The following is a 21,653-nucleotide window of genomic DNA, read 5'->3' as shown; positions in this document are numbered from 1 at the left end:
AACCCGGAAGCTAAGCCTTTCAGCGCCGATGGTACTGCAGGGGGGACCCTGTGGGAGAGTAGGACGCCGCCGAACTTTTTTTAGCCTCAACCCCCACACCAGTAATGGTGTGGGGGTTGAGGCATTTTTGCGTTCACGTGCTTTTTGAGGGGGCAGAAGAAATCATTCTTCTGCCCCCTTTGGTTTTTGGGGTGTCAGAGCCGTCCGGCCGCCTTCAGTGCCAGATAGGCGTCGGCAAGCGCCGGCGCCAGGTCCTCCGGGGTCGCGTCCACGACAGTGACTCCGTGGCGTTGGAGCTGTTCCGCTGTCCGCTGCCGCTGGGCCTGCGATTGGGTCGCCGCTGCGGCTTCGTACACGGCCTCGGTGTTGCCGCGAGAGGTGGCCATCTCGGCGACTCGCGGGTCCGCGACCGCAGCGACGAGCACTGTGTGGCGCTTGGTGAGCTGGGGCAGAACCGGGAGCAGGCCCTCCTCGATCGGTGCCGCGTCGAGGCTCGTGAGCAGGACGAGCAGAGAGCGGCGCGGAGCATGGCTGAGCGCGGCCGCGCTGAGGCCTCGGGCATCCGTCTCCACCAGTTCTGGTTCGAGGGGGGCCATGGCGTTCACGAAGGCGGGGAGCACGTCTCCGGAGAGGTGGCCCTGGACCCGGGCGCGGACGCGGCGGTCGTACGCCAGCAGGTCGACGCGGTCGCCGGCGCGTGAGGCGAGGGCGGTGAGGAGGAGGGCCGCGTCCATGGAGGCGTCGAGGCGCGGGACGTCGCCGACCCGGCCGGCCGAGGTGCGGCCGGTGTCCAGGACGATCAGGATGTGCCGGTCGCGTTCGGGGCGCCAGGTGCGTACGGCGACGGTGTTCTGCCGGGCCGTGGCGCGCCAGTCGATGGAGCGGGTGTCGTCGCCGGGCACGTACTCGCGGAGGCTGTCGAACTCGGTGCCTTCGCCGCGGGTCAGCACGCTGGTGCGGCCGTCGAGCTCGCGCAGGCGCGCCAGGCGTGACGGGAGGTGTTTGCGGCTGGTGAAGGGCGGCAGTACGCGGACGGTCCAGGGGACCTGGTGGCTGCCCTGGCGGGCGGCCAGGCCGAGGGGGCCGTACGAGCGGATGGTGATGCGCTCGGAGCGGCGGTCACCGCGGCGGGTGGGGCGGAGCCTGGTGGTGACGCGGCGGCGTTCGCCGGCGGGGACCGTCAGCTTGTGCCGGGATGCCTCCTGGTCGGCGCCGGGGAGCCAGCTGCTGGGCGGCCAGGCGTCGCGGAGCTGGGCTCGCAGGCGGCGCGTCGAGGGATTGGTGAGGGTCAGCGTGACGTCCGCGGTTTCGCCGATTCGAACGGATGTGTCACCGCTTCGGGTGAACCGCAGCGTTCTTACTGGCGCGGCCAGGGCGTAGTCGCACAGAATTGCGAGTGAGAGCGGGGCGTTGACCGCGAGGATTCCCGTCCAGCTGGGCGCGAGGATCCCCACGGGGAGTGAGCCGAGGGCCGCCAGGAGCGCGGTTCGTCCGGTGAGTGCCACGAGGTCGCCGCCTCAGCGGGGTACGGGGACGTGGGCGAGGATCGCGGTGATGACGGAGTCCGAGGTGACTCCTTCCATCTCCGCTTCGGGCCGGAGCTGGATGCGGTGGCGCAGGGTGGGCAGGGCGAGGGCTTTGACGTCGTCGGGGATGACGTAGTCGCGGCCGGTGAGCCAGGCCCAGGCGCGGGCGGTGGAGAGCAGGGCGGTGGCGCCTCGGGGGGAGACGCCGAGAGTGAGCGAGGGGGATTCTCGAGTGGCACGGCAGATATCGACGACATAGCCGGTGATCTCGGGCGAGACCGAGGTCTTGGCGACGGCGGTGCGCGCGGCTTCGAGGTCCGCGGCGTTCGCCACGGGACGGATGCCCGCGGCCTTCAGGTCGCGGGGGTTGAAGCCCTCCGCGTGGCGGGTCAGGACGTTGATCTCGTCCTGGCGTGACGGCAGCGGCACCGTCAACTTGAGCAGGAAGCGGTCCAGTTGGGCCTCGGGGAGCGGGTAGGTGCCCTCGTACTCCACGGGGTTCTGCGTGGCGGCGACCAGGAACGGGTCGGGAAGCGGGCGCGGGGTGCCGTCGACGGTGACCTGGCGCTCTTCCATCGCCTCGAGCAACGAGGACTGGGTCTTGGGGGGCGTGCGGTTGATCTCGTCCGCGAGCAGCAGGTTGGTGAACACCGGGCCCGGCTGGAAGGAGAACTCCGCGGACCGGCTGTCGTAGACGAGGGAGCCCGTCACGTCGCTGGGCATCAGGTCCGGGGTGAACTGGACGCGCTTGGTGTCGAGTTCCAGGGACGCGGCGAGGGCGCGCACGAGGAGGGTCTTGGCGACGCCGGGAACGCCTTCCAGGAGGACGTGGCCGCGGCAGAGGAGCGCGACGACGAGGCCGGTGACGGCGGGGTCCTGGCCGACCACTGCCTTCGCGATCTCGGTGCGCAGCGCTTCCAGGGACGCGCGGGCGCTGTCCGAGTTCTCGGCGGTCTCGGGGGTCGGGGCGCTCATGAGGTGCGTACCTCTCTTTCGAGGGCGTCTAGCTGGTCTGCCAGGCGGGTGAGTTCGGCGTCGTCGGTGGGTGCCGGGCCGAAGAGGAGGGAGGTCGGGTCGCGGTCCGTGGATGCGAGCCGGGCGGCGGTCGCGGGGAGCAGGACGGCGGGGGAGTGGGCGTCGGCCGGGGCGACGCCGAGCAGGGGGGCGAGGCGGGCGCGGGTGGCCGAGCGCAGGACGGCGGCGGCGCGGTCCCGGGCACCGGCCTTGCGGTAGAGGCGGGCGCGGCCTTCGGTCGCCTCGGAGGCCCGTACGGCGACCGGGAGGCGCTCGGTGACCAGCGGGCCCAGGCGGCGGGCCCGCCAGATCGCGGCCAGTGCGGCCGCCAGCAGCAGTTGGAGGGTGGCCCAGCGCCAGCCGGAGGGGATCAGGTCGAGGAAGGCGGTGTTCTCGCTGTCGTCCTCGGAGAGGGCGGAGTCGTCGCCCAGGGAGGGGAGGTACCAGACGAGATGGGTGCGGGAGCCGAGGAGTTGGAGTGTGAGAGAGGCGTTGCCCTGCTGGGCGAGGTGCTCGTTGTAGAGGATGTCGGCGGAGCCGATCAGGACGGTGTCGGACCGGCCCGTTCCCGGGACGTGCAGCAGGGTGGGCAGGCCGTCGCTGGGGTAGCAGCCGATGGCGTCGGGGAGGTCGGTCGCGTAGCGCTCGCCGCCGAGGTCGACGCTGCCCGCGCGTTCGGCCGCCGGCAGGGTGCACTGCGGGCGAAGGGTGGAGATGGACGCGGTGTCGGAGTTGGCCCGGACTCCGGGGAGCAGGGTGCCCACGGAGGGCTGGCCCGGGGCGACGAGGACCGTGCGGCCTCCGGCGGATGCCGTGGACGTGCGCAGGGTTTCCTGCTGGTGGGTGGTGAGGAGATCGGGCGTCGCGACCAGGAGCGTGCTGTCGGGGCCGGTGGCGCGGACCGCTTCGTCGAGGGTGGTGACCACTCGGGTGTCGACGCCCTGGGCTTTGAGGAGTTCGGCGACGGCGCGGCTGCCGCTGCGGTCGGCGGAGCGCGAGTCGAGACGGCCGTGGCTGTCGCCGGAGCGGAGGGCCGCCAGGGTGATGCCGGCGGCGACGATGATCACCAGCACGATCAGGATGCCCCGGAAGCGGGTCCAGACCTGTTGGGGGGTGAGTGCGATGGAGGTGGTGGTCACTCGGCCGGCCCCTGGGTGGTGGTGCTGAGCAGGGGCTTGGCCCGTTCCAGAGCGAGGTCCAGGGCGCGCACGCGGGCGTACGTCTGCTCGTCGGCGGTGCGTCCGCCGTATGTGATGTCGTCGAAGCCTCGGGCAGCGGCGCGCAGTTCGTCGGCGTGTGCGGGCAGGGAGCGGCCTGCTTCGGCGGCGGCCTCGTCGGCGGTGCGGCCGGGGCGCGGGTCGAGCAGAGCGCGCTCTTCCAGGGAGCGGACGACGGCGCGCATGCGTTCCTGGACGGCCTGGTTCCAGCGGCCGGCGGCGGCGTGGGCTTCGGCGGCGCTGCGGTGTTCGGCGGCGGTGCGGGGGCCCTTGTCGAAGAGCGAGTCGGCCGGGGCGGGGGTGCGCCGGGGGGTGCCCAGTCGCCACCAGAGGGCGGCGACCAGGCAGAGGACGAGCAGGATGACGGCCACGAGTCCGAGCGTTCCGCCCGGTGTTGCGCCGGAGGCGGAGTTGAACAGCTCTCCGACCCACTCCCAGAAGCGGTCGAGGGCGCGCATGAGGAGGTTGGGGTCGTTCTCGTGGTACATCGGCTTGGACAGTTCCCGCTCGGCCGCCTCGCGGGCGGGGTCGCGGGGAATGTCCACCGGTGAGTTGCCGGCCGCGCGGATCAGCAGCCGTGCCGTCGTGCCCCCCGTCGCTGACAACGCATCAACCCCCGGCGCTGTTGGTGCCGCTGGGGGAGCCGTAGCCGGGCAGGCCGGCGGCGCGGGCGAGTTCGAGGTCGAGGGCCTCGCGGCGGATGCGCTGGTCGACGTAGAGCAGGACGGACACTCCGGCGTTGATCGGGTAGGTGATCGCGGCAGAGACCACGCCGCCGATGCCCGTGATGATCAGGAAGGCCCAGCCGAATCCGCCGCCGGAGCCTGTCATCAGGCTGTCCATGCCGCTGCCGTCCAGGATGAAGGCGATGATCGTGAACGGAATCCCGATGATCATGGAGACCAGGAACGTCAGGATCATCGTCAGTACGGTGATGCCGAAGACCCGCCACCAGGCTCCGTGCACCAGCTTGGCCGAGCGGCGCATGGAGGCGAAGACGCTCTGGCGCTCCAGCATCAGGGCCGGGGAGGCCAGGCTGAAGCGGACCATCAGCCAGACGACGACCACGAGGGCGGCGAGGGCGCCCAGGACGGCCAGTGCGGTGCCCGCGCCGGAGCCGACCAGCAGGCCGGGAAGCAGCGCGACGAACATGATGGCGCCGCTCATGAGGGGCAGCAGCAGGGTGAGGCCGAGCAGCTGGGGCAGGCGCGGGCGGGCCTCGGCCCAGGCGTCGGCGAGGTTCACGGGGCGGCCGAGCACGGAGCGGCTGACCACCACGGTGAGCATCGCGGTGGTGAACAGCGTTGCGATCAGGGTGATCAGTACCGCGGGGACCGAGCCGGCGAGGCTGGCGTTGACGGTGTCCGACAGCTGGTTGAGCGCCTCGGACGGGTCCGCCTCCGGGTCGAGTGCGGGGACGGTGGGCACCAGGTAGCGCTGGATGAGGATGTCGCAGATCTGGGTGATCACGGCGACGGTGACGGTGACGCTGAGGACGGTGCGCCAGTGGGCGCGCAGCGTGGAGACCGCGCCGTCCAGGATCTCGCCCACGCCGAGCGGGCGCAGCGGGATGACACCGGGCTTGGCGGCCGGCGGGCGGCCCCAGTTGTCGTTCTGGTGCGGGCCGCCGCCCCAGCCGCCGGGGGCGGGAGGTTGCGGGGGGATGGGACCGGGCGCGGTCGGTGGGGACCACTGGCCGGCGGGCGGCTGGTCCTTGGACCACTTCGAGGCGGAGCCGTTCTCGTCGGCGGGCGGGGTCTGCCGGGGGACACCGGAGTCCTGGCCGTCGGAGGGGGCAGATCCGGGCGAGGCCCAGCCCGGAGTGTCGTTCACGGTGGTCCACCTCGTGGAATGGTCGCGGGGCCGGTGCGGGAGGCCGGCTCGGTCCTGGTGGCCCGCTGCCTGTCGCGGCGGCCGGCTGAGTGCCATCGTGCCACGCGCCGCCTGCCGGTGGGCCTGGCGTTGTCTCTCCTCGTCACCTTCATTGTCGGTCTTCGAGCGGGCAGACTGGGCGGATGGCTGATCAGTACGCACAAACCCCGGTCGCAACTGAGCCGCCCACTCTTCCCGCCCTGCGCTGGGAGGAACCACCCGAGGGGCCCGTCGTGGTCCTTCTCGATCAGACGAGGCTGCCCGCCGAGGAAGTCGAGCTGGTGTGCACCGACGTCCCGGCGCTGGTGCTGGCGATCCAGACGCTGGCCGTGCGCGGCGCCCCGCTGCTGGGGATCGCCGGTGCCTACGGCGTCGCGCTGGCCGCGGTGCGGGGTTACGACGTGGCGGAGGCGGCGACCCTGCTGGCGGGGGCGCGGCCCACCGCGGTGAACCTCGGGTACGGGGTGCGGCGGGCGGCGGACGCGCATCGCGAGGCGGTCGAGAAGGGCGCCTCTGACGAGCGGGCCGGGGCGGCGGCGCTGGCGGCTGCGCGGGAACTGCACCGCGAGGACGCGGAGGCGAGTGCCCGGATGGCGGGGCGCGGTCTGGCTCTGCTCGACGAGCTGCTGCCGGGCGGCGGCCACCGGATCCTGACGCACTGCAACTCCGGGGCGCTGGTCTCCGGCGGGGAGGGGACCGCGTTCGCCGTGGCGCTGGCGGCGCACCGGGCCGGGCGGCTGCGGCGGCTGTGGGTGGACGAGACGCGGCCGCTGCTGCAGGGCGCGCGGCTGACGGCGTACGAGGCGGCCCGCAACGGGATGGCGTACACGCTGCTGACGGACAACGCGGCGGGTTCGCTGTTCGCGGCGGGGGAGGTGGACGCCGTGCTCATCGGGGCGGACCGGATCGCCGCGGACGGGTCGGTGGCCAACAAGGTCGGCAGCTATCCGCTGGCGGTGCTCGCCAAGTACCACCACGTGCCGTTCATCGTGGTGGCGCCGCTGACGACGGTGGACCTGGGGACTCCGGACGGGGCCTCGATCGAGGTGGAGCAGCGGCCGGGGCACGAGGTCACGGGGTTCATGGCGCCTCAGGCGGTGGTGCCCGGGGTGGAGACGGGGGGCGGGCTGCCGGTGGCGCCGCTGGGCACGCAGGCGTACAACCCGGCCTTCGACGTGACGCCGCCGGAGCTGGTGACGGCGATCGTCACCGAGCGCGGGGTGCTGTCGCCGGTGACGGCGGGAGCGGTGGCGGAACTGGTCGCGGGGGCGGACAGTCCGTGAGGGAAGGGGCACCGGGGAAGCGGCTGGATCTTGTCGGTCGGTTGACCTCCGGTGTGACTTCTGACATGCATGGCTGACATCGAACAGCGGGGACAGGGGCAGTCACAGATGGAAGATCGCGGACGGGGCGGTGGGCCAGTGAGCTATCTCACCAGCGCCTTTGAGACTGATGCGGAAATGGGATGATGTCGATATGAAGGGACGCGTCCTTGTCGTCGACGACGACACCGCACTGGCCGAGATGCTCGGGATCGTACTGCGGGGAGAAGGTTTCGAGCCGTCGTTCGTCGCAGACGGAGACAAGGCACTCGCTGCTTTCCGTGAGGCCAAGCCGGATCTGGTGCTGCTGGATCTCATGCTGCCCGGACGGGACGGCATCGAGGTCTGCCGGCTGATCCGTGCCGAGTCCGGCGTGCCGATCGTCATGCTGACCGCCAAGAGCGACACCGTCGACGTGGTCGTCGGTCTTGAGTCCGGTGCCGATGACTACATCGTCAAGCCGTTCAAGCCGAAGGAGCTCGTCGCCCGCATCCGGGCGCGGCTGCGCCGGTCGGAGGAGCCCGCGCCGGAGCAGCTGGCCATCGGTGACCTGGTCATCGACGTCGCCGGTCACTCGGTGAAGCGCGAGGGCCAGTCCATCGCGCTGACGCCGCTGGAGTTCGACCTGCTGGTGGCGCTGGCCCGCAAGCCGTGGCAGGTGTTCACCCGCGAGGTGCTGCTCGAGCAGGTGTGGGGGTACCGGCACGCGGCGGACACGCGGCTGGTCAACGTGCACGTGCAGCGGCTGCGCTCCAAGGTCGAGAAGGACCCGGAGCGCCCGGAGATCGTCGTGACCGTCCGTGGCGTCGGTTACAAGGCCGGACCGAGCTGACATGTCCCGCGGCGGCGCTGCTCCGAAGCCCGGGGATCCGGGAGTCCGTGCGGGGCGGGCTGCCGGGCCGGGGCGGGGGCCCTCGTGGTCCGACCGGCTGTTCCACGGCGGTCGGCTCCTCCAGGACGGGGCACCGGGTGGTCCGGTGCTCCGGCTGGTCGTGCGCTGGGTGCGCCGGCCGCTGCTGCCCGCCGTCCGGTTGTGGCGGCGCAACATCCAGCTGCGGGTGGTGGCGGCCACGCTGCTGATGTCGTTGGGCGTGGTGCTGCTGCTCGGGTTCGTGGTGATCGGTGCCGTGCGCAACGGGCTGCTCGACGCGAAGGCGAAGGCGGCCCAGAGCCAGGCGGCGGGTGGTTTCTCCGCCGCGCAGGACAAGGCGGCCGCCTCCGTGTCGGACGCCGGGCAGGACCCGACCGGTGACGGGCGCGCCCGATCGGCGGTGAACTGGCGCTCCGACCTGGTGCAGCAGCTCGCCAGCGGTGGGCAGGGGGCCTTCCACATCGTGGCCCTCAGTACCGCCGGCGACGGTTCGGTGCCCACCCGGGGCGCCCGTGCCTCGGGCGAGGTGTCGATCACCACCAGCATTCCGGCCGACCTGCAGGCGTCGGTGCTGCAGGGCAACAACGAGACGTTCCAGACGTACACCCGGATCCACTACTCCAACGGCAAGGCCTCCGAGCCCGGCCTGGTCATCGGCAAGCGGCTGAGCGACCCCGAGAGCAATCCCTACGGGCTGTACTACCTCTTCCCGCTGGTGCAGGAGGAGGACTCGCTGAGCCTGGTGAAGACCACGCTGGCGACGGCCGGACTGTTCGTGGTGGTGCTGCTCGGTGCCATCGCGTGGCTGGTGGTGCGCCAGGTCGTCACGCCCGTACGGATGGCCGCCGGGATCGCCGAGCGGCTGTCGGCGGGCCGGCTGCAGGAGCGGATGAAGGTCACCGGCGAGGACGACATCGCGCGCCTGGGCGAGGCCTTCAACAAGATGGCGCAGAACCTCCAGCTGAAGATCCAGCAGCTGGAGGAGCTGTCCCGGATGCAGCGGCGGTTCGTCTCGGACGTGTCGCACGAGCTGCGCACCCCGCTGACGACGGTGCGGATGGCGGCGGACGTCATCCACGAGGCGCGCAGTGACTTCGATCCGGTGACGGCGCGCTCGGCCGAGCTGCTGGGCGACCAGCTGGACCGGTTCGAGTCGCTGCTCGCGGACCTGCTGGAGATCAGCCGGTTCGACGCGGGGGCGGCCGCGCTGGACTCCGAGGCGATAGACCTGCGCGAGGTGGTGCGCCGGGTGATCGGCGGCGCCGAGCCGCTGGCGGAGCGCAAGGGCAGCCGCATCCTGGTGCTCGGCGATGAGCAGCCGGTGGTCGCCGAGGCCGATCCGCGCCGGGTGGAGCGGGTGCTGCGCAACCTCGTCGTCAACGCCGTGGAGCACGGCGAGGGCCGGGACGTGGTGGTGCGCCTGGCCGCCGCGGGCGGCGCGGTCGCGGTGGCGGTACGGGACTACGGCGTGGGTCTGAAGCCGGGCGAGGCGACACGGGTGTTCAACCGCTTCTGGCGGGCCGACCCGGCGCGCGCGCGGACCACCGGGGGCACGGGCCTCGGCCTGTCGATCGCGGTGGAGGACGCGCGGCTGCACGGCGGCTGGCTGCAGGCGTGGGGCGAGCCGGGCGGTGGCTCGCAGTTCCGGCTGACCCTGCCGCGCACGGCGGACGAGCCGCTGCGAGGGTCGCCGGTACCGCTGGAGCCGGAGGACTCGCGGCGCAACCGGGAGCGGCCCGTGGAGGTGGTGGACGGCGGCGGCCGGCTGGCGACCGTACCGGCGCAGCCGCAGGACCGTTCGGCGCTGCCCGCCCCGCCGCGTACGGCACCGCAGGGCGTGGATCCGGCGGCGTTGCCGGGCAGCGGGGCGCGGGTGGTGGCGCGTTCGGCGGGCGAGAAGGCTTCGGAGCGGGAGGACACGGGTGGGCGCTGAGCGTCGGCCGAAGGGCCACGGGCGTGCGGTGCGGGGCGCGGTGCTGCTGGCGGTCGGGGCCGTCCTGCTCACGGGGTGCGTCTCGATGCCGGACAGCGGGGACATCAAGTCCGTCAAGCCCTCCCAGGCCGGTGAGTCGCGGGTCAGGGTGTTCGCGGTGCCGCCGCGCGAGGGTGCTCCGGCCGAGGAGATCGTCGAGGGCTTCCTGGAGGCGATGACCAGTGACGACCCGAAGTTCGACACGGCGAGGCAGTACCTGACGGAATCGACGGCGCAGGCCTGGCAGCCGGAGGTTTCGACGACCGTGCTGGCGTCGTCGCCGTTGGTCAGCAACCCGGTCAGGGGCGGCAAGGGGAGTCCGGGCCGCCTGGACTACACGCTGACCGGGGACAAGCTGGCCGATGTCCGCGGCGGACACGAGTACACGGCGTCGGGTCGGCCCACGACCCCGTACAAGCAGCACATCCATCTGACGCAGGAGACCGTCAAGGGCAGTGGCAACAAGGAGTGGCGCATCGACAGCCTGCCGCCCGGCCTGCTGCTCGGGGAGTCGGACTTCCAGCGCAACTACCGTTCGATCAACCGCTACTACTACGACAACCAGGGGCGCGACTCGCTGGTGGCCGATCCGGTCTACATACGCCAGCGGGAGGACCCGGTCACCCAGCGCAACCCGTTGGCGCAGGCGGTGGACGTGGCGCTGGAGGACTCCAGCCCGTGGCTGGGGCCGGTGGTCCGCTCGACCATCCCGACGGAGACCGCGTTGCAGGACGGCGTGAAGACGCTCACGCCCGACGACCAGAACACGCTGAAGGTCCCGCTCAAGGGCAAGATCGCACAGTCCAATTACGCCGCCTGCCGGAAGATGGCCGCTCAGATCATGGCCACGGTGCAGGAGTTGGCGACGCCGAAGGTCGATCAGGTGGAGCTGGTCGTGGGCGGGAAGCAGAAGTGCGTGGTGGAGCAGGGCGACGTGGACGCGTACATGTCGTGGAAGCTGGACGCCAGGTCGGACGAGGCGTACTACCTCGACGCGAAGGGCCAGTTGGCCCGGTTGCAGGCCGGGGCGAAGAGCCCGTCGACGGATGACCCGCGGGTGCTGGGCCCGTTCGGCAGCGGCCAGACGCGGCTCGGCAGGGTCGCGGTGGCGCGAGACCAGAAGAGCGCGGCGGGGGTCTCCGAGGACGGCAGGCAGATGCGGATCGCCCCGTTCGACGCGACCGCCCCGCTGCCGCCCCCGGCGGTCACCTCCACCGGCAAGACGCCCGAGGAGGGTCTTTCCACGCCGACCTGGGACATGAACGGGGACGTCTGGGTGGCCGACCGCAATCCGGCGGGCGGGCACCTCTGGCTCGTCCCCCGGGGGGCCGGGCCCGGGGTCAAGCGCGAAGTGGGCCTGCCGGATGCGGTGCAGGCCGGCCAGATCGAGGCGCTGCGGCTGTCCCCGGACGGGATGCGGGTCGCGCTCCGGGTGCGGGGCGCGACGGGCACGAAGCTGCTGCTGGCCCGTGTGGAGCGCGCGGGCAGCGGTGAGCAGCAGACCGTCAGTCTGCTGGACCCCAGGGACGCGGCGCCGCGGATGGACTCGGTCACGGCCGTCTCCTGGGCCGGCCCCAGCCGGCTGGTGGTGATCGGCAAGGAGTCCAAGGGCGTGCAGCAGGTGCGCTACCTGCAGACCGACGGCTCGACGCCCGAGGCGGGCATCCTTCCCGGCCTGAACCAGGTCAAGGACGTGGCCGCCAGCCCGTCGGACCGGATGCCGCTGGTGGCGTCCTCGGACGACGGCATCGTGCGGCTGCCTCCCGGCGGCAACTGGCAGTCACTGGTCGCGAAGGGCACGGCGCCGGTCTATCCGGGCTGAGGCCTGGGGCCCGGGGGCTGGAGCCGGGGTGGCCCGCAGTGCCACCCCGGGGTTTTCCACAGGGGGTGACCGCAGGGCCGGACCGTTTTCCACAGGGGTGGCCGTGGTGTCGCCGCCCCGGGCACAGTGGGTGCCATGCGGGGCTGGTGGCGTGAGATGGCCCAGCTGGTGCTGCCGGTCCCCTGCGCCGGGTGCGGCAGCGGGCGGGTCCAGTTGTGCGAGGGGTGCGGGGAGGAGCTGTGGGGCGGCGCGCCGTGCCGGGTGCGGCCGTCGCCGGAGCCGGTGGGGCTGCCCGCCGTGCACGCCGCGGCGGCGTACGCGGACGCGGTACGGGCCGTTCTGCTGGCCCACAAGGAGCGCGGGGCCCTGGGGCTCGCCGCCCCGCTCGGTGTGGCGCTGGCGGGCGCTGTACGGGCCGCTGTGGGGCCGTACGGCGGTGGCGCGGGGCCTCTGCTGCTCGTACCGGTGCCGTCGGCCCGGCGGGTGGTGCGGGCGCGGGGGCACGACGCGACGCGGCGGATCGCGCTGGCGGCGGCGCGGGAGCTGCGGCGTACGGGGACGGCGGCGCGGGCGCTGCCCGTGCTGAGGCAGCGGGGCGCGGTGGCCGACCAGTCGGGCCTGGGGGCGCGGCAGCGGCTGGCGAACCTGGCGGGGGCGCTGGAGGTGGTGCCCGGGGCGGAGCGGCTGCTGGGCGGGGGGAGGGCGGTGCTGGTGGACGACCTGATGACCACGGGCGCTTCGCTGGTCGAGGCGGCCAGGGCACTGAGTGCCGCGCGGGCGAACGGCGGGGGCCGATTCGTACGGTTGAGCGCGGCAGTTGTCGCGAGTTCTTCGGTCTCTTTCGAAATAAACCGGAACTGACCGGGATCTTGAAACGTTGCAGGTAGTGAGAGGCCGGAAACACCTGAACGGAGGTACGTCCTGGTAGCAGGTGCCGACAACCGTCCGAGCGAGCTATGTTCGGTTGTGAGGAATGGCGAAAGCCGCGCCTCGGCGAATGCACTGCTGTGCTTCCGGGTTTCCCCGGTCCTCTGAAGTTCGTGAGGTAGAGATCTTCACTACTGGGGAGGAGGAGGTGAAAGCCGCGAAGTCCGAGGCTCCGGTAATCACCGGGGTCTGGTGCACAAAGGGAGATGCTCGCCGGCAGGAGAGCCGGCGGAGCGATCCGGGAACGGAGTTCTGCGTGGACATCGTCGTCAAGGGCCGCAAGACCGAGGTGCCCGAGCGGTTCCGCAAGCACGTGGCCGAGAAGCTGAACCTGGAGAAGATCCAGAAGCTCGACGGCAAGGTGATCAGCCTGGACGTCGAGGTGTCCAAGGAGCACAACCCGCGGCAGGCCGACCGGTCGGACCGCGTGGAGATCACCCTCCACTCCCGAGGCCCGGTCATCCGGGCGGAGGCGGCCGCCGGCGACCCGTACGCAGCCCTCGACCTCGCCCACGACAAGCTCGAGGCCCGGCTGCGCAAGCAGCACAGCAAGCGGCACACCCGCCGCGGCAGCGGCCGACTGTCGGCCGCGTCGGTCGCCGACGTGGTGCCGGGCGTCGCCCAGCTGAACCACAACGGCGAGCCGGTCACCGGCGACGAGGCCGAGGGTGTTCCGACCACCATGATGGGCTCGCTCGAAGTACAGGGCGAGGGACCGCTGGTGGTCCGCGAGAAGACGCACACCGCGGCCCCGATGACGCTCGACCAGGCGCTCTACGAGATGGAGCTGGTCGGGCACGACTTCTACCTCTTCGTCGACTCCGAGACCAAGCAGCCCAGTGTCGTCTACCGGCGGCACGCCTACGACTACGGCGTCATCCACCTGGAGACCGACCCGCTCGCCGGGTCCGAGGCAGGCGGCGCCGGCGGTGCGCTCGGCGGCTGAGCGCGGCTGACCCCCGTCCCCGTGGTGCCCCTGGAGCGCCCCCCGCGCCCCCAGGGGCACCACCGTGCGACCAGAGGATCACCGCTCTGTCGTCCGGGCATGAAATCATGGCGTCGCACGCCAACCGGTGTTCCACAGAATGCGGTTGGCGTTCCGAACATGAACTTCAGGCCACGGCCTTCAGGGGGAGGAACGATGGCGGACAGCTTCGGCCCGGTGCACGGCGAGCGGGGCCCCCAGGGAGAGGGCGTCCCGGCGGGCACCGGTGTCGATGCCGGTACGCACGGCGGCGCGTCCCGCAAGGAGCCCATCAGGGTCCTGGTGGTGGACGACCACGCGCTCTTCAGGAGGGGCCTGGAGATCGTCCTCGCGCAGGAGGAGGACATCCAGGTCGTCGGCGAGGCCGGGGACGGCGCGGAGGCGGTGGACAAGGCGGCCGACCTGCTGCCGGACATCGTCCTGATGGACGTGCGGATGCCCAAGCGCGGCGGCATCGAGGCCTGCACCTCCATCAAGGAGGTGGCTCCCAGCGCCAAGATCATCATGTTGACGATCAGCGACGAGGAGGCCGACCTCTACGACGCGATCAAGGCCGGTGCCACCGGTTACCTGCTCAAGGAGATCTCCACCGACGAGGTCGCCACCGCGATCCGGGCGGTGGCCGACGGGCAGTCGCAGATCAGCCCCTCGATGGCGTCCAAGCTGCTCACCGAGTTCAAGTCGATGATCCAGCGCACCGACGAGCGCCGCCTGGTGCCCGCGCCCCGGCTGACCGACCGGGAGCTGGAGGTGCTCAAGCTGGTGGCCACCGGGATGAACAACCGGGACATCGCCAAGGAGCTGTTCATCTCCGAGAACACGGTGAAGAACCACGTGCGCAACATCCTGGAGAAGCTCCAGCTGCACTCCAGGATGGAGGCCGTGGTCTACGCGATGCGGGAGAAGATCCTGGAGATCAGGTAGCGCGGAGGGCGGCCGCGACCTCCCTGACCAGGGGCTCGCGCAGGTCCTCCGGGCCGACCCGCTCCACCCGCACGTCGGTGCAGCCCACCCAGCCGGCCGCCTCCACCAGGGCCTGCGCCATCGGGCGCACCGCCTTGGGGGTGTCCAGCGAGGCGTGCCGGGCGACCAGGGTCGTCCCTTCGCGGGCCGGGTCCACGCGGCCGAGGAGGCGCCCGCCGGACAGCAGGGGCATCGCGAAGTAGCCGTACTGCCGCTTGGGCTTGGGGACGTACGCCTCCAGACGGTGGGTGAAGCCGAAGATCCGCTCCGTGCGGGCCCGCTCCCAGATCAGCGAGTCGAACGGGGAGAGCAGCGTCGTACGGTGCCGGCCGCGCGGCTCGTCCGCCAGCGCCGCCGGATCCGCCCAGGCGGGCTTGGACCAGCCCGCCACCCGTACCGGCACCAGGCCCGAGCCCTCGACCGCCGCGTCGAACTCCTCGCCCTTGAGCCGGTGGTAGTCGGCGATGTCCGCGCGGGTGCCCACCCCCAGCGCCTCGCCCGCCAGCCGCACCAGCCGGCGCACGCACTCGGCGTCGTCCAGGTCGTCGTGCAGCACCGCGTCCGGCAGGGCCCGCTCGGCCAGGTCGTACACCCGCTTCCAGCTCCGGCGCTCGGTGCACACCACCTCGCCGTACATCAGCGCGCGCTCCACGGCGATCTTGGACTCGGACCAGTCCCACCACTCGCCCTTGTTCTTCGCGCCGCCCAACTCGGTGGCGGTCAGCGGGCCTTCGGCGCGCAGCTGCTTGATCACCTGCTCGTACGCCCCGGACGGCAGGTCGTGGTTCCAGTGCGGGCGGGCGCGGTAGGCGCGGCGGCGGAAGGCGAAGTGCGGCCACTCCTCGACCGGCAGGATGCAGGCGGCGTGCGACCAGTACTCGAAGGCGTGGGTGTCGGTCCAGTACGCGTCCTCGACCGTGCGGCGGCCGACGGCGCCCAGGCGTGCGTACGGCACGAGCTCGTGCGAGCGGGCGAGCACCGAGATCGTGTCGAGCTGGACCGCGCCGAGGTGGCGCAGCACCCCGCGCACCCCGCCCCGCCGGTCCGGCGCGCCCAGCAGGCCCTGGGCGCGCAGCGCGATGCGCCGGGCTTCGTCGGCGGACAGGTCGGCAACGGGCTGCGGCAGGCTGGTCATGTCCGCACTCTAGGGCCCGGCACTGACAGTCGGCCGGGGCCGCCATCGCCCGGACGGGGGCGGGGCCGTAGCGGCGGGCCGGGTCCCGGGGCCGGAGCGGATGATCAGGCTCCGGGGCCGGAGCGGCTCACCTCCCCGGGGCGTCGCTCCGTGCCGGGAGGTAGGGGAGCGCCGACGGCAGGCCGAGGTCGCTGGGGAGCAGCGAGGCGGCCCAGGCGTCGCGGACGGTGCCGCGCCCGCGCATGCCCGCGCGCAGCACGCCCTCCAGGGTGAAGCCCGCGCGCTCCACCACCGCGCGCGACGCCGTGTTCCCGACCTCCGCGCGCCACTCCAGGCGTGAGCAGGCCAGGTCGGTGAAGGCCCAGCGGGCCACCGCGAGGACCGCCTCCGTCACGTAGCCGTGGCCGCGCTGGTCGGGCGCGGCCCAGTAGCCGACCTCCCAGGACGTGCCGCCGCGCGGGCTGTGCAGGCCGGCCGCGGCGAGCAGGGGGCCGCCGTGGCGGGGGCGCACGGCGAAGTTGTACGCCGTGTCGGTGCGCCAGCCCTCCGGGACGGTGCGCTCGACGAACTCGCGCGCGTGCTCCATGCCGTACGGGGAGGGCATGGCGGGGATCCAGCGCTGGACGGCGGGGTCCTGGCAGGCCGCGTACACCTCCTGGGCGTCCCCCGCGGAGGTGGCGCTCAGACGCAGGCGGTCGGTGACGAGAATGACGGGCTCCATGCACGGATTGTGGTGAAGTGGGGCCCGGGATGCGAACACTTTTCGGGTTCGGCGGCACCTTCCGCACCCCCCGGGCGTTCTCCTTTCGGGCGGTGGCCGTCCCCGTGAGTCCGGCGGACCTCCCGGGCCGGTGGTGTCCTCGCTTACGATGGCCGTTGCGGTGGGGCCCACCTGCCGTGCCCGCGCCAGTGTCCATCACACGACCCAGTGCCAGGCCCGACCGGCAAGGAGACCAGCCTCAGTGTCCGTCTTCAACAAGCTCATGCGTGCAGGCGAAGGCAAGATCCTGCGCAAACTGCACCGCATCGCGGACCAGGTCAACTCCATCGAAGAGGACTTCGTCAACCTCTCCGACGCCGAGTTGCGGGCTCTCACCGACGAGTACAAGCAGCGCTACGCGGACGGCGAGAGCCTGGACGACCTGCTCCCCGAGGCCTTCGCCACCGTGCGCGAGGCCGCCAAGCGCGTGCTCGGCCAGCGCCACTACGACGTCCAGCTGATGGGCGGCGCCGCGTTGCACCTCGGGTACGTCGCGGAGATGAAGACCGGTGAGGGCAAGACCCTCGTCGGCACCCTGCCCACGTACCTGAACGCGCTCTCCGGCAAGGGCGTCCACCTGATCACGGTGAACGACTACCTGGCCGAGCGCGACTCCGAGATGATGGGCCGCGTCCACAAGTTCCTCGGCCTCGAGGTGGGCTGCATCCTGGCGAACATGACGCCGGCGCAGCGCCGCGAGCAGTACGCGTGCGACATCACCTACGGCACGAACAACGAGTTCGGCTTCGACTACCTGCGCGACAACATGGCGTGGTCCCAGGACGAGCTCGTCCAGCGCGGCCACAACTTCGCCGTGGTCGACGAGGTCGACTCGATCCTGGTCGACGAGGCGCGTACGCCGCTGATCATCTCCGGCCCGGCCGACCAGGCCACCAAGTGGTACGGCGACTTCGCCAAGCTGGTCACCCGCCTGACCAAGGGCGAGGCGGGCAACCCGCTCAAGGGCATCGAGGAGACCGGCGACTACGAGGTCGACGAGAAGAAGCGCACGGTCGCCATCCACGAGGCCGGTGTCAGCAAGGTCGAGGACTGGCTGGGCATCGACAACCTCTACGAGTCGGTCAACACGCCCCTCGTCGGCTACCTGAACAACGCCATCAAGGCGAAGGAACTGTTCAAGAAGGACAAGGACTACGTCGTCATCGACGGCGAGGTCATGATCGTCGACGAGCACACCGGCCGCATCCTGGCCGGCCGCCGCTACAACGAGGGCATGCACCAGGCGATCGAGGCGAAGGAAGGGGTGGACATCAAGGACGAGAACCAGACCCTCGCCACGATCACCCTGCAGAACTTCTTCCGCCTCTACAGCAAGCTGTCCGGCATGACCGGTACGGCGATGACCGAGGCCGCCGAGTTCCACCAGATCTACAAGCTCGGCGTCGTCCCGATCCCGACGAACCGTCCGATGGTCCGCAAGGACCAGTCCGACCTGATCTACCGCACCGAGGTCGCCAAGTTCGCGGCGGTCGTCGACGACATCGCGGAGAAGCACGAGAAGGGCCAGCCGATCCTCGTCGGCACGACGTCGGTCGAGAAGTCCGAGTACCTCTCCCAGCAGCTGAGCAAGCGCGGCATCCAGCACGAGGTGCTGAACGCCAAGCAGCACGACCGCGAGGCGACGATCGTCGCGCAGGCCGGCCGCAAGGGCGCCGTCACGGTCGCCACGAACATGGCCGGCCGCGGTACGGACATCAAGCTCGGCGGCAACCCCGACGACCTGGCCGAGGCCGAGCTGCGCCAGCAGGGCCTGGACCCGGTCGAGCACGTCGAGGAGTGGGCGGCCGCGCTGCCCGGCGCCCTGGAGCGCGCCGAGGGCGCGGTCAAGGCGGAGTTCGAGGAGGTCAAGGACCTCGGCGGGCTCTACGTGCTGGGCACCGAGCGGCACGAGTCCCGCCGGATCGACAACCAGCTGCGCGGTCGTTCCGGCCGTCAGGGCGACCCCGGCGAGTCCCGCTTCTACCTCTCGCTGGGCGACGACCTGATGCGCCTGTTCAAGGCGCAGATGGTGGAGCGCGTGATGGCCATGGCCAACGTGCCCGACGACGTGCCGATCGAGAACAAGATGGTCACGCGCGCGATCGCGTCCGCGCAGTCGCAGGTCGAGCAGCAGAACTTCGAGACGCGCAAGAACGTCCTCAAGTACGACGAGGTGCTCAACCGCCAGCGCGAGGTCATCTACGGCGAGCGCCGCCGCGTCCTGGAGGGCGAGGACCTGCACGAGCAGGTGCAGCACTTCATGGACGACACGATCGACGCCTACATCCAGGCCGAGACCGTCGAGGGCTTCGCCGAGGAGTGGGACCTGGACCGGCTGTGGGGCGCCTTCAAGCAGCTCTACCCGGTGAAGGCCACGGTCGAGGAGCTGGAGGACGCGGCGGGCGACCGTGCGGGCATCACCGCCGAGTTCATCGCCGAGTCCGTCAAGGACGACATCCACGAGCAGTACGAGGCGCGCGAGAAGCAGCTCGGCTCGGACATCATGCGCGAGCTGGAGCGCCGCGTGGTGCTGTCCGTCCTGGACCGCAAGTGGCGCGAGCACCTCTACGAGATGGACTACCTCCAGGAGGGCATCGGCCTGCGCGCGATGGCCCAGAAGGACCCGCTGGTCGAGTACCAGCGCGAGGGCTTCGACATGTTCACCGCCATGATGGAGGGCATCAAGGAGGAGTCCGTCGGCTACCTGTTCAACCTGGAGGTCCAGGTCGAGCAGCAGGTCGAGGAGGTCGAGGTCGAGGATGCCGCCGAGAAGACCTCGCTGGACAAGCAGGACGCCGTCCCGGCGGGCGCCCGCCCAGAGATCCGCGCCAAGGGCCTCGACGCCCCGCAGCGCCCGGACCGGCTGCACTTCTCCGCCCCGTCGGTGGACGGCGAGGGCGGTGTGGTCGAGGGCGACTTCGACAACGGCGACCAGGTCCGCTCCGAGTCGGACGGGCTCACGCGCGCGGAGCGCCGCAAGGCCCAGAAGGGCGGCGGTCGGCGCCGCAAGAAGTAGTGCGTACGCGTAGGTAGCGCCTACGGACGCGTGGTGGGGCGGGGCCGGATGCCGGGAGGCGTCCGGCCCCGCCTTCGTCGTACGGGCAGGGGCGCGGGTGGGGCCTACACGCGGTCGCCGCCGAGCTCGACGGCCGTGCAGCGCCACTTGAGGTCGGCGCCCAGCTCCAGGCGGAAGGCCATGGCGCGCACCTGGTCGCCCGCGGCGACGGTGGCGAACGCCTCGACGACGCCCCGGCGCGGGTTGAAGCCCTTGCAGCGGCGGATCACCGGGCGGGCGCCCCGGGTGCGCAGCGGGGTGGCGGGGGCGAGCCGGACGAGCTGTTCGTACGCGTCCCCGACGGCCCTGCCGATCATCCAGTGCACCGGGCGGGCCCCGCTGAGGACGGCGAGCAGCCGCTCGGCGAACACCTCGTGCGGGGCGAGGACGCGCACGGGGCGCGCTGCGGCGCCGTCGCGGACGGCGGGGGCCGGTGCGAGCGCGGCCTGGCGGCCGGGGCCGCGGCGGTCGGTACGGGTGGCGGGTCCCCGGCGGTCGCCGCGGTCGGCGGGTCGCGTCTGCGCGGCGGTCCTGGTCTGGGTCATGCTTCGCCCCCGTGCGGTCGGGCCGGGCGTGATCGATACCCGGCGGTAACTTTCTGTGCCCGCAGATTCGCGGAAGGTGACGGTGCGGGGCAAGGAAGGGGCGGACCGGGTCGGGGAGCCGGGGAAGATCACCCATCAGAGTGGCGGGCCGTGCGGCACCGGGGCGGGGCGGCGGTGCCGGGGTGCTCCGGGTGGACGGTGCGCGGGGCGGCCTCGGGGACTCCGAAGGGGGACGCCGCACGTATCCTGAGGGCGACTTCGACCCCGGAGTATCGGACTACGAAAGCGGCCGGACATGCGCGTGTACGTACCCCTGACCCTCCCCGGTCTCGCACGGGCGCACGCCGCGGGCGAGCTGGGGCCCGGCCCGCTGACGGCCTACGCCGTGACGCCCGGGCTGTGCGAGTGGTACGTCTCCGACGACATCGAGGAGCTGGAGTACGCGGCCCTCAGCCGGGCCGCGGCGGCCTCGCTGCGGATGCTCGCCGCCGACCCCGGTGCCGCGCGGCGCCGTGTGGTGCTGGCCGTGGACGTGCCCGACGGGGACGCCGCCGCCGACCCGGACCGCGGGCTCGACCCGTCCTCGGTGGGCGAGGTGCGGGTCGCCCGGGCGGTGCCGCTGGCCAAGGCCGCCGCGGTGCACGCGGACGCGGACGACGCCGAGGCCGACGTCAGGGCCGCGGCGGAGGCGCTGGGGGCGGCGGACCACGGCGACGACGACGCGCAGTTCGTGGTGGACGGGGCGGAGGACCACGAGCTGCTGTGGTTCGGGGTGCAGGAGATTCCGGGGCTGATCGCCTGAGCGGCCTGATCGCCTGAGCGTTTGATCTCGGGCGGTGCCTGCCCTGCGCGGGGCCTTGCGCTGAGGCCCGTGCCGGGGGGCCTTGCCGGGGGCCCTGCCCTCCGGGGGTGTTGTCAGTGGGGGTCGGTACCGTCTTTCCATGGGGAAGCACACGACGCACCTGGTCTGGGACTGGAACGGCACGCTGCTCGACGACATCGACGCGGTGATCGGCGCGACGAACGCCGCCTTCGGCGAGCTGGGGCTCGATCCGATCACGCTGGAGCGGTACCGCGAGCTGTACTGCGTACCGGTCCCGAAGTTCTACGAGCGGCTGATGGGGCGGCTGCCCACGGACCAGGAATGGCTCGTGATGGACGCGGCCTTCCACAAGCACTACTGGGCGCGCGCCGACGCCTGCGGCCTGGCGGCCGGGGCGGCCGAGCTGCTGGCGCGGCGGCAGGCGGAGGGGCGTACGCAGTCGTTGCTGTCCCTCGCGCCCCACGAGCACCTGATACCGATCGTGCGGCGGCACGGGATCGAGTCGCGCTTCGTCCGGGTCGACGGGCGGGTGGGGGAGTCGACCGCGGGCAAGGCGGGCCACATGGTGCGGCACCTGGCGGCCCTGGAGGGCGTGGCGCCGGAGCGCGTGGTGGTGATCGGGGACGCGGCGGACGACGCGGTGGCGGCGGCGCACGTCGGGGCGAAGGCGGTGCTGTACACCGGGGGGTCGCACAGCCGGGCGAGCCTGGAGCGGGTGGGGGTGCCGGTGGTGGACTCGTTGGTGGAGGTTCGCTCAGCCTGGCTCGCAGTCCATGCAGGCACGCCTCGGTGAACAACAGCAGAGGTTCTTCAACAGGGAGCTGGGCCTCCTCCGCTTGCTCTT

Annotated in this window: 18 protein-coding genes and 1 rRNA gene; 11 read left to right on the top strand and 8 right to left on the bottom strand. The window is 72.0% G+C overall.

The window, feature by feature from the left end:
- Window positions 1-75, top strand: a 5S ribosomal RNA gene (gene rrf, locus ABT160_RS42315); the annotation flags it as partial.
- A gap of 119 nt (window positions 76-194) precedes the next feature.
- Here rrf and ABT160_RS42310 read toward each other — a convergent pair.
- From ABT160_RS42310 to ABT160_RS42290, 5 genes are read right to left on the bottom strand one after another with little or no spacing between them, the layout of a single operon-like run.
- The gene (locus ABT160_RS42310) at window positions 195-1,505 is read right to left on the bottom strand and encodes a DUF58 domain-containing protein (RefSeq protein ID WP_351654406.1); all 1,311 of its coding nucleotides are present in this window, start codon (window positions 1,503-1,505) and stop codon (window positions 195-197) included.
- 12 nt (window positions 1,506-1,517) lie between these two features.
- Window positions 1,518-2,501: an AAA family ATPase gene (locus ABT160_RS42305; RefSeq protein WP_351654404.1), complete on the bottom strand. Its 984-nt coding sequence runs from the start codon at window positions 2,499-2,501 to the stop codon at window positions 1,518-1,520.
- The gene (locus ABT160_RS42300) at window positions 2,498-3,679 is read right to left on the bottom strand and encodes a DUF4350 domain-containing protein (RefSeq protein ID WP_351654402.1); all 1,182 of its coding nucleotides are present in this window, start codon (window positions 3,677-3,679) and stop codon (window positions 2,498-2,500) included. Before ABT160_RS42300 ends, ABT160_RS42305 begins: the two co-directional genes overlap by 4 nt.
- Window positions 3,676-4,362, bottom strand: coding sequence for a DUF4129 domain-containing protein (locus tag ABT160_RS42295; protein WP_351654400.1), 687 nt, complete (start codon window positions 4,360-4,362; stop codon window positions 3,676-3,678). Before ABT160_RS42295 ends, ABT160_RS42300 begins: the two co-directional genes overlap by 4 nt.
- A gap of 4 nt (window positions 4,363-4,366) precedes the next feature.
- Window positions 4,367-5,590, bottom strand: a complete 1,224-nt coding sequence (locus tag ABT160_RS42290; protein WP_351654398.1) for a DUF7847 domain-containing protein — start codon at window positions 5,588-5,590, stop codon at window positions 4,367-4,369.
- Window positions 5,591-5,772: 182 nt separating this feature from the next.
- Here ABT160_RS42290 and mtnA point away from each other — a divergent pair, with 182 nt between their 5' ends.
- The 7 genes from mtnA to ABT160_RS42255 all read left to right on the top strand — a co-directional run bounded on the left by mtnA (window position 5,773) and on the right by ABT160_RS42255 (window position 14,452).
- Window positions 5,773-6,912, top strand: a complete 1,140-nt coding sequence (gene mtnA / locus ABT160_RS42285) for an S-methyl-5-thioribose-1-phosphate isomerase (protein WP_351654396.1) — start codon at window positions 5,773-5,775, stop codon at window positions 6,910-6,912.
- Window positions 6,913-7,105: 193 nt separating this feature from the next.
- Window positions 7,106-7,783 (top strand): two-component system response regulator MtrA, encoded by a 678-nt coding sequence (gene mtrA, locus ABT160_RS42280; RefSeq protein WP_005486885.1) that lies wholly within the window; start codon window positions 7,106-7,108, stop codon window positions 7,781-7,783.
- Between the two features lies 1 nt (window position 7,784).
- Window positions 7,785-9,755 (top strand): MtrAB system histidine kinase MtrB, encoded by a 1,971-nt coding sequence (gene mtrB / locus ABT160_RS42275; RefSeq protein WP_351654394.1) that lies wholly within the window; start codon window positions 7,785-7,787, stop codon window positions 9,753-9,755.
- Window positions 9,745-11,616 (top strand): LpqB family beta-propeller domain-containing protein, encoded by a 1,872-nt coding sequence (locus ABT160_RS42270; protein ID WP_351654392.1) that lies wholly within the window; start codon window positions 9,745-9,747, stop codon window positions 11,614-11,616. The genes mtrB and ABT160_RS42270 overlap by 11 nt, the downstream gene beginning before the upstream one ends.
- Window positions 11,617-11,751: 135 nt before the next feature.
- Entirely contained in the window at window positions 11,752-12,477 is a 726-nt protein-coding gene (locus ABT160_RS42265; RefSeq protein ID WP_351654390.1) for a ComF family protein, read from the top strand.
- A gap of 322 nt (window positions 12,478-12,799) precedes the next feature.
- Window positions 12,800-13,489, top strand: a complete 690-nt coding sequence (hpf, locus tag ABT160_RS42260) for a ribosome hibernation-promoting factor, HPF/YfiA family (protein ID WP_351654388.1) — start codon at window positions 12,800-12,802, stop codon at window positions 13,487-13,489.
- Window positions 13,490-13,684: 195 nt separating this feature from the next.
- Window positions 13,685-14,452 carry a response regulator gene (locus tag ABT160_RS42255; RefSeq protein ID WP_351654386.1) on the top strand — a complete coding sequence of 256 codons (768 nt, stop codon included), beginning with the start codon at window positions 13,685-13,687 and terminating at the stop codon, window positions 14,450-14,452.
- Here the strand turns inward: ABT160_RS42255 and ABT160_RS42250 are convergent.
- Window positions 14,445-15,626: a winged helix-turn-helix domain-containing protein gene (locus ABT160_RS42250; RefSeq protein ID WP_351654384.1), complete on the bottom strand. Its 1,182-nt coding sequence runs from the start codon at window positions 15,624-15,626 to the stop codon at window positions 14,445-14,447. The two genes, ABT160_RS42255 and ABT160_RS42250, sit on opposite strands and share 8 nt — an antisense overlap.
- Before the next feature lie 127 nt (window positions 15,627-15,753).
- Entirely contained in the window at window positions 15,754-16,347 is a 594-nt protein-coding gene (locus ABT160_RS42245) for a GNAT family N-acetyltransferase (RefSeq protein ID WP_351654382.1), read from the bottom strand.
- 241 nt (window positions 16,348-16,588) lie between these two features.
- Between ABT160_RS42245 and secA the strand changes: the two genes are divergently transcribed.
- Window positions 16,589-19,402 carry a preprotein translocase subunit SecA gene (gene secA, locus ABT160_RS42240; protein ID WP_351654380.1) on the top strand — a complete coding sequence of 938 codons (2,814 nt, stop codon included), beginning with the start codon at window positions 16,589-16,591 and terminating at the stop codon, window positions 19,400-19,402.
- A 104-nt stretch (window positions 19,403-19,506) separates the two neighbouring features.
- Here secA and ABT160_RS42235 read toward each other — a convergent pair whose 3' ends face one another.
- Window positions 19,507-19,986, bottom strand: a complete 480-nt coding sequence (locus tag ABT160_RS42235; RefSeq protein WP_351654378.1) for an Rv3235 family protein — start codon at window positions 19,984-19,986, stop codon at window positions 19,507-19,509.
- Between the two features lie 295 nt (window positions 19,987-20,281).
- On the opposite strand from ABT160_RS42235, the gene ABT160_RS42230 reads away from it, so the two are divergent.
- Both ABT160_RS42230 and ABT160_RS42225 read left to right on the top strand, forming a co-directional pair.
- Complete coding sequence (locus tag ABT160_RS42230) at window positions 20,282-20,788, top strand: DUF6912 family protein (RefSeq protein ID WP_351654376.1); 507 nt, start codon at window positions 20,282-20,284, stop codon at window positions 20,786-20,788.
- 139 nt (window positions 20,789-20,927) lie between these two features.
- A complete protein-coding gene (locus tag ABT160_RS42225; protein WP_351654374.1) occupies window positions 20,928-21,602 on the top strand; it encodes an HAD family hydrolase in 675 nt (224 codons plus the stop codon).
- Window positions 21,603-21,653 lie beyond the last annotated feature (51 nt).

It is taken from the genome of Streptomyces sp. NPDC001941, from assembly GCF_040296945.1.
Lineage (GTDB): Bacteria > Actinomycetota > Actinomycetes > Streptomycetales > Streptomycetaceae > Streptomyces.
The sequence above is the reverse complement of the archived record's forward strand: the minus strand, read 5'-3'. Positions and strand labels throughout refer to the sequence as shown.

Excerpts from the sequence above, each read along its gene's own strand:
- ABT160_RS42305 (WP_351654404.1), bottom strand. The coding sequence starts at position 2,501 with ATGAGCGCCCCGACCCCCGAGACCGCCGAGAACTCGGACAGCGCCCGC.
- mtnA (WP_351654396.1), top strand. The coding sequence starts at position 5,773 with ATGGCTGATCAGTACGCACAAACCCCGGTCGCAACTGAGCCGCCCACT.
- mtrA (WP_005486885.1), top strand. The coding sequence starts at position 7,106 with ATGAAGGGACGCGTCCTTGTCGTCGACGACGACACCGCACTGGCCGAG.
- mtrB (WP_351654394.1), top strand. The coding sequence starts at position 7,785 with ATGTCCCGCGGCGGCGCTGCTCCGAAGCCCGGGGATCCGGGAGTCCGT.
- ABT160_RS42265 (WP_351654390.1), top strand. The coding sequence starts at position 11,752 with ATGCGGGGCTGGTGGCGTGAGATGGCCCAGCTGGTGCTGCCGGTCCCC.
- ABT160_RS42255 (WP_351654386.1), top strand. The coding sequence starts at position 13,685 with ATGGCGGACAGCTTCGGCCCGGTGCACGGCGAGCGGGGCCCCCAGGGA.
- ABT160_RS42250 (WP_351654384.1), bottom strand. The coding sequence starts at position 15,626 with ATGACCAGCCTGCCGCAGCCCGTTGCCGACCTGTCCGCCGACGAAGCC.
- ABT160_RS42245 (WP_351654382.1), bottom strand. The coding sequence starts at position 16,347 with ATGGAGCCCGTCATTCTCGTCACCGACCGCCTGCGTCTGAGCGCCACC.
- ABT160_RS42235 (WP_351654378.1), bottom strand. The coding sequence starts at position 19,986 with ATGACCCAGACCAGGACCGCCGCGCAGACGCGACCCGCCGACCGCGGC.
- ABT160_RS42230 (WP_351654376.1), top strand. The coding sequence starts at position 20,282 with ATGCGCGTGTACGTACCCCTGACCCTCCCCGGTCTCGCACGGGCGCAC.
- ABT160_RS42225 (WP_351654374.1), top strand. The coding sequence starts at position 20,928 with ATGGGGAAGCACACGACGCACCTGGTCTGGGACTGGAACGGCACGCTG.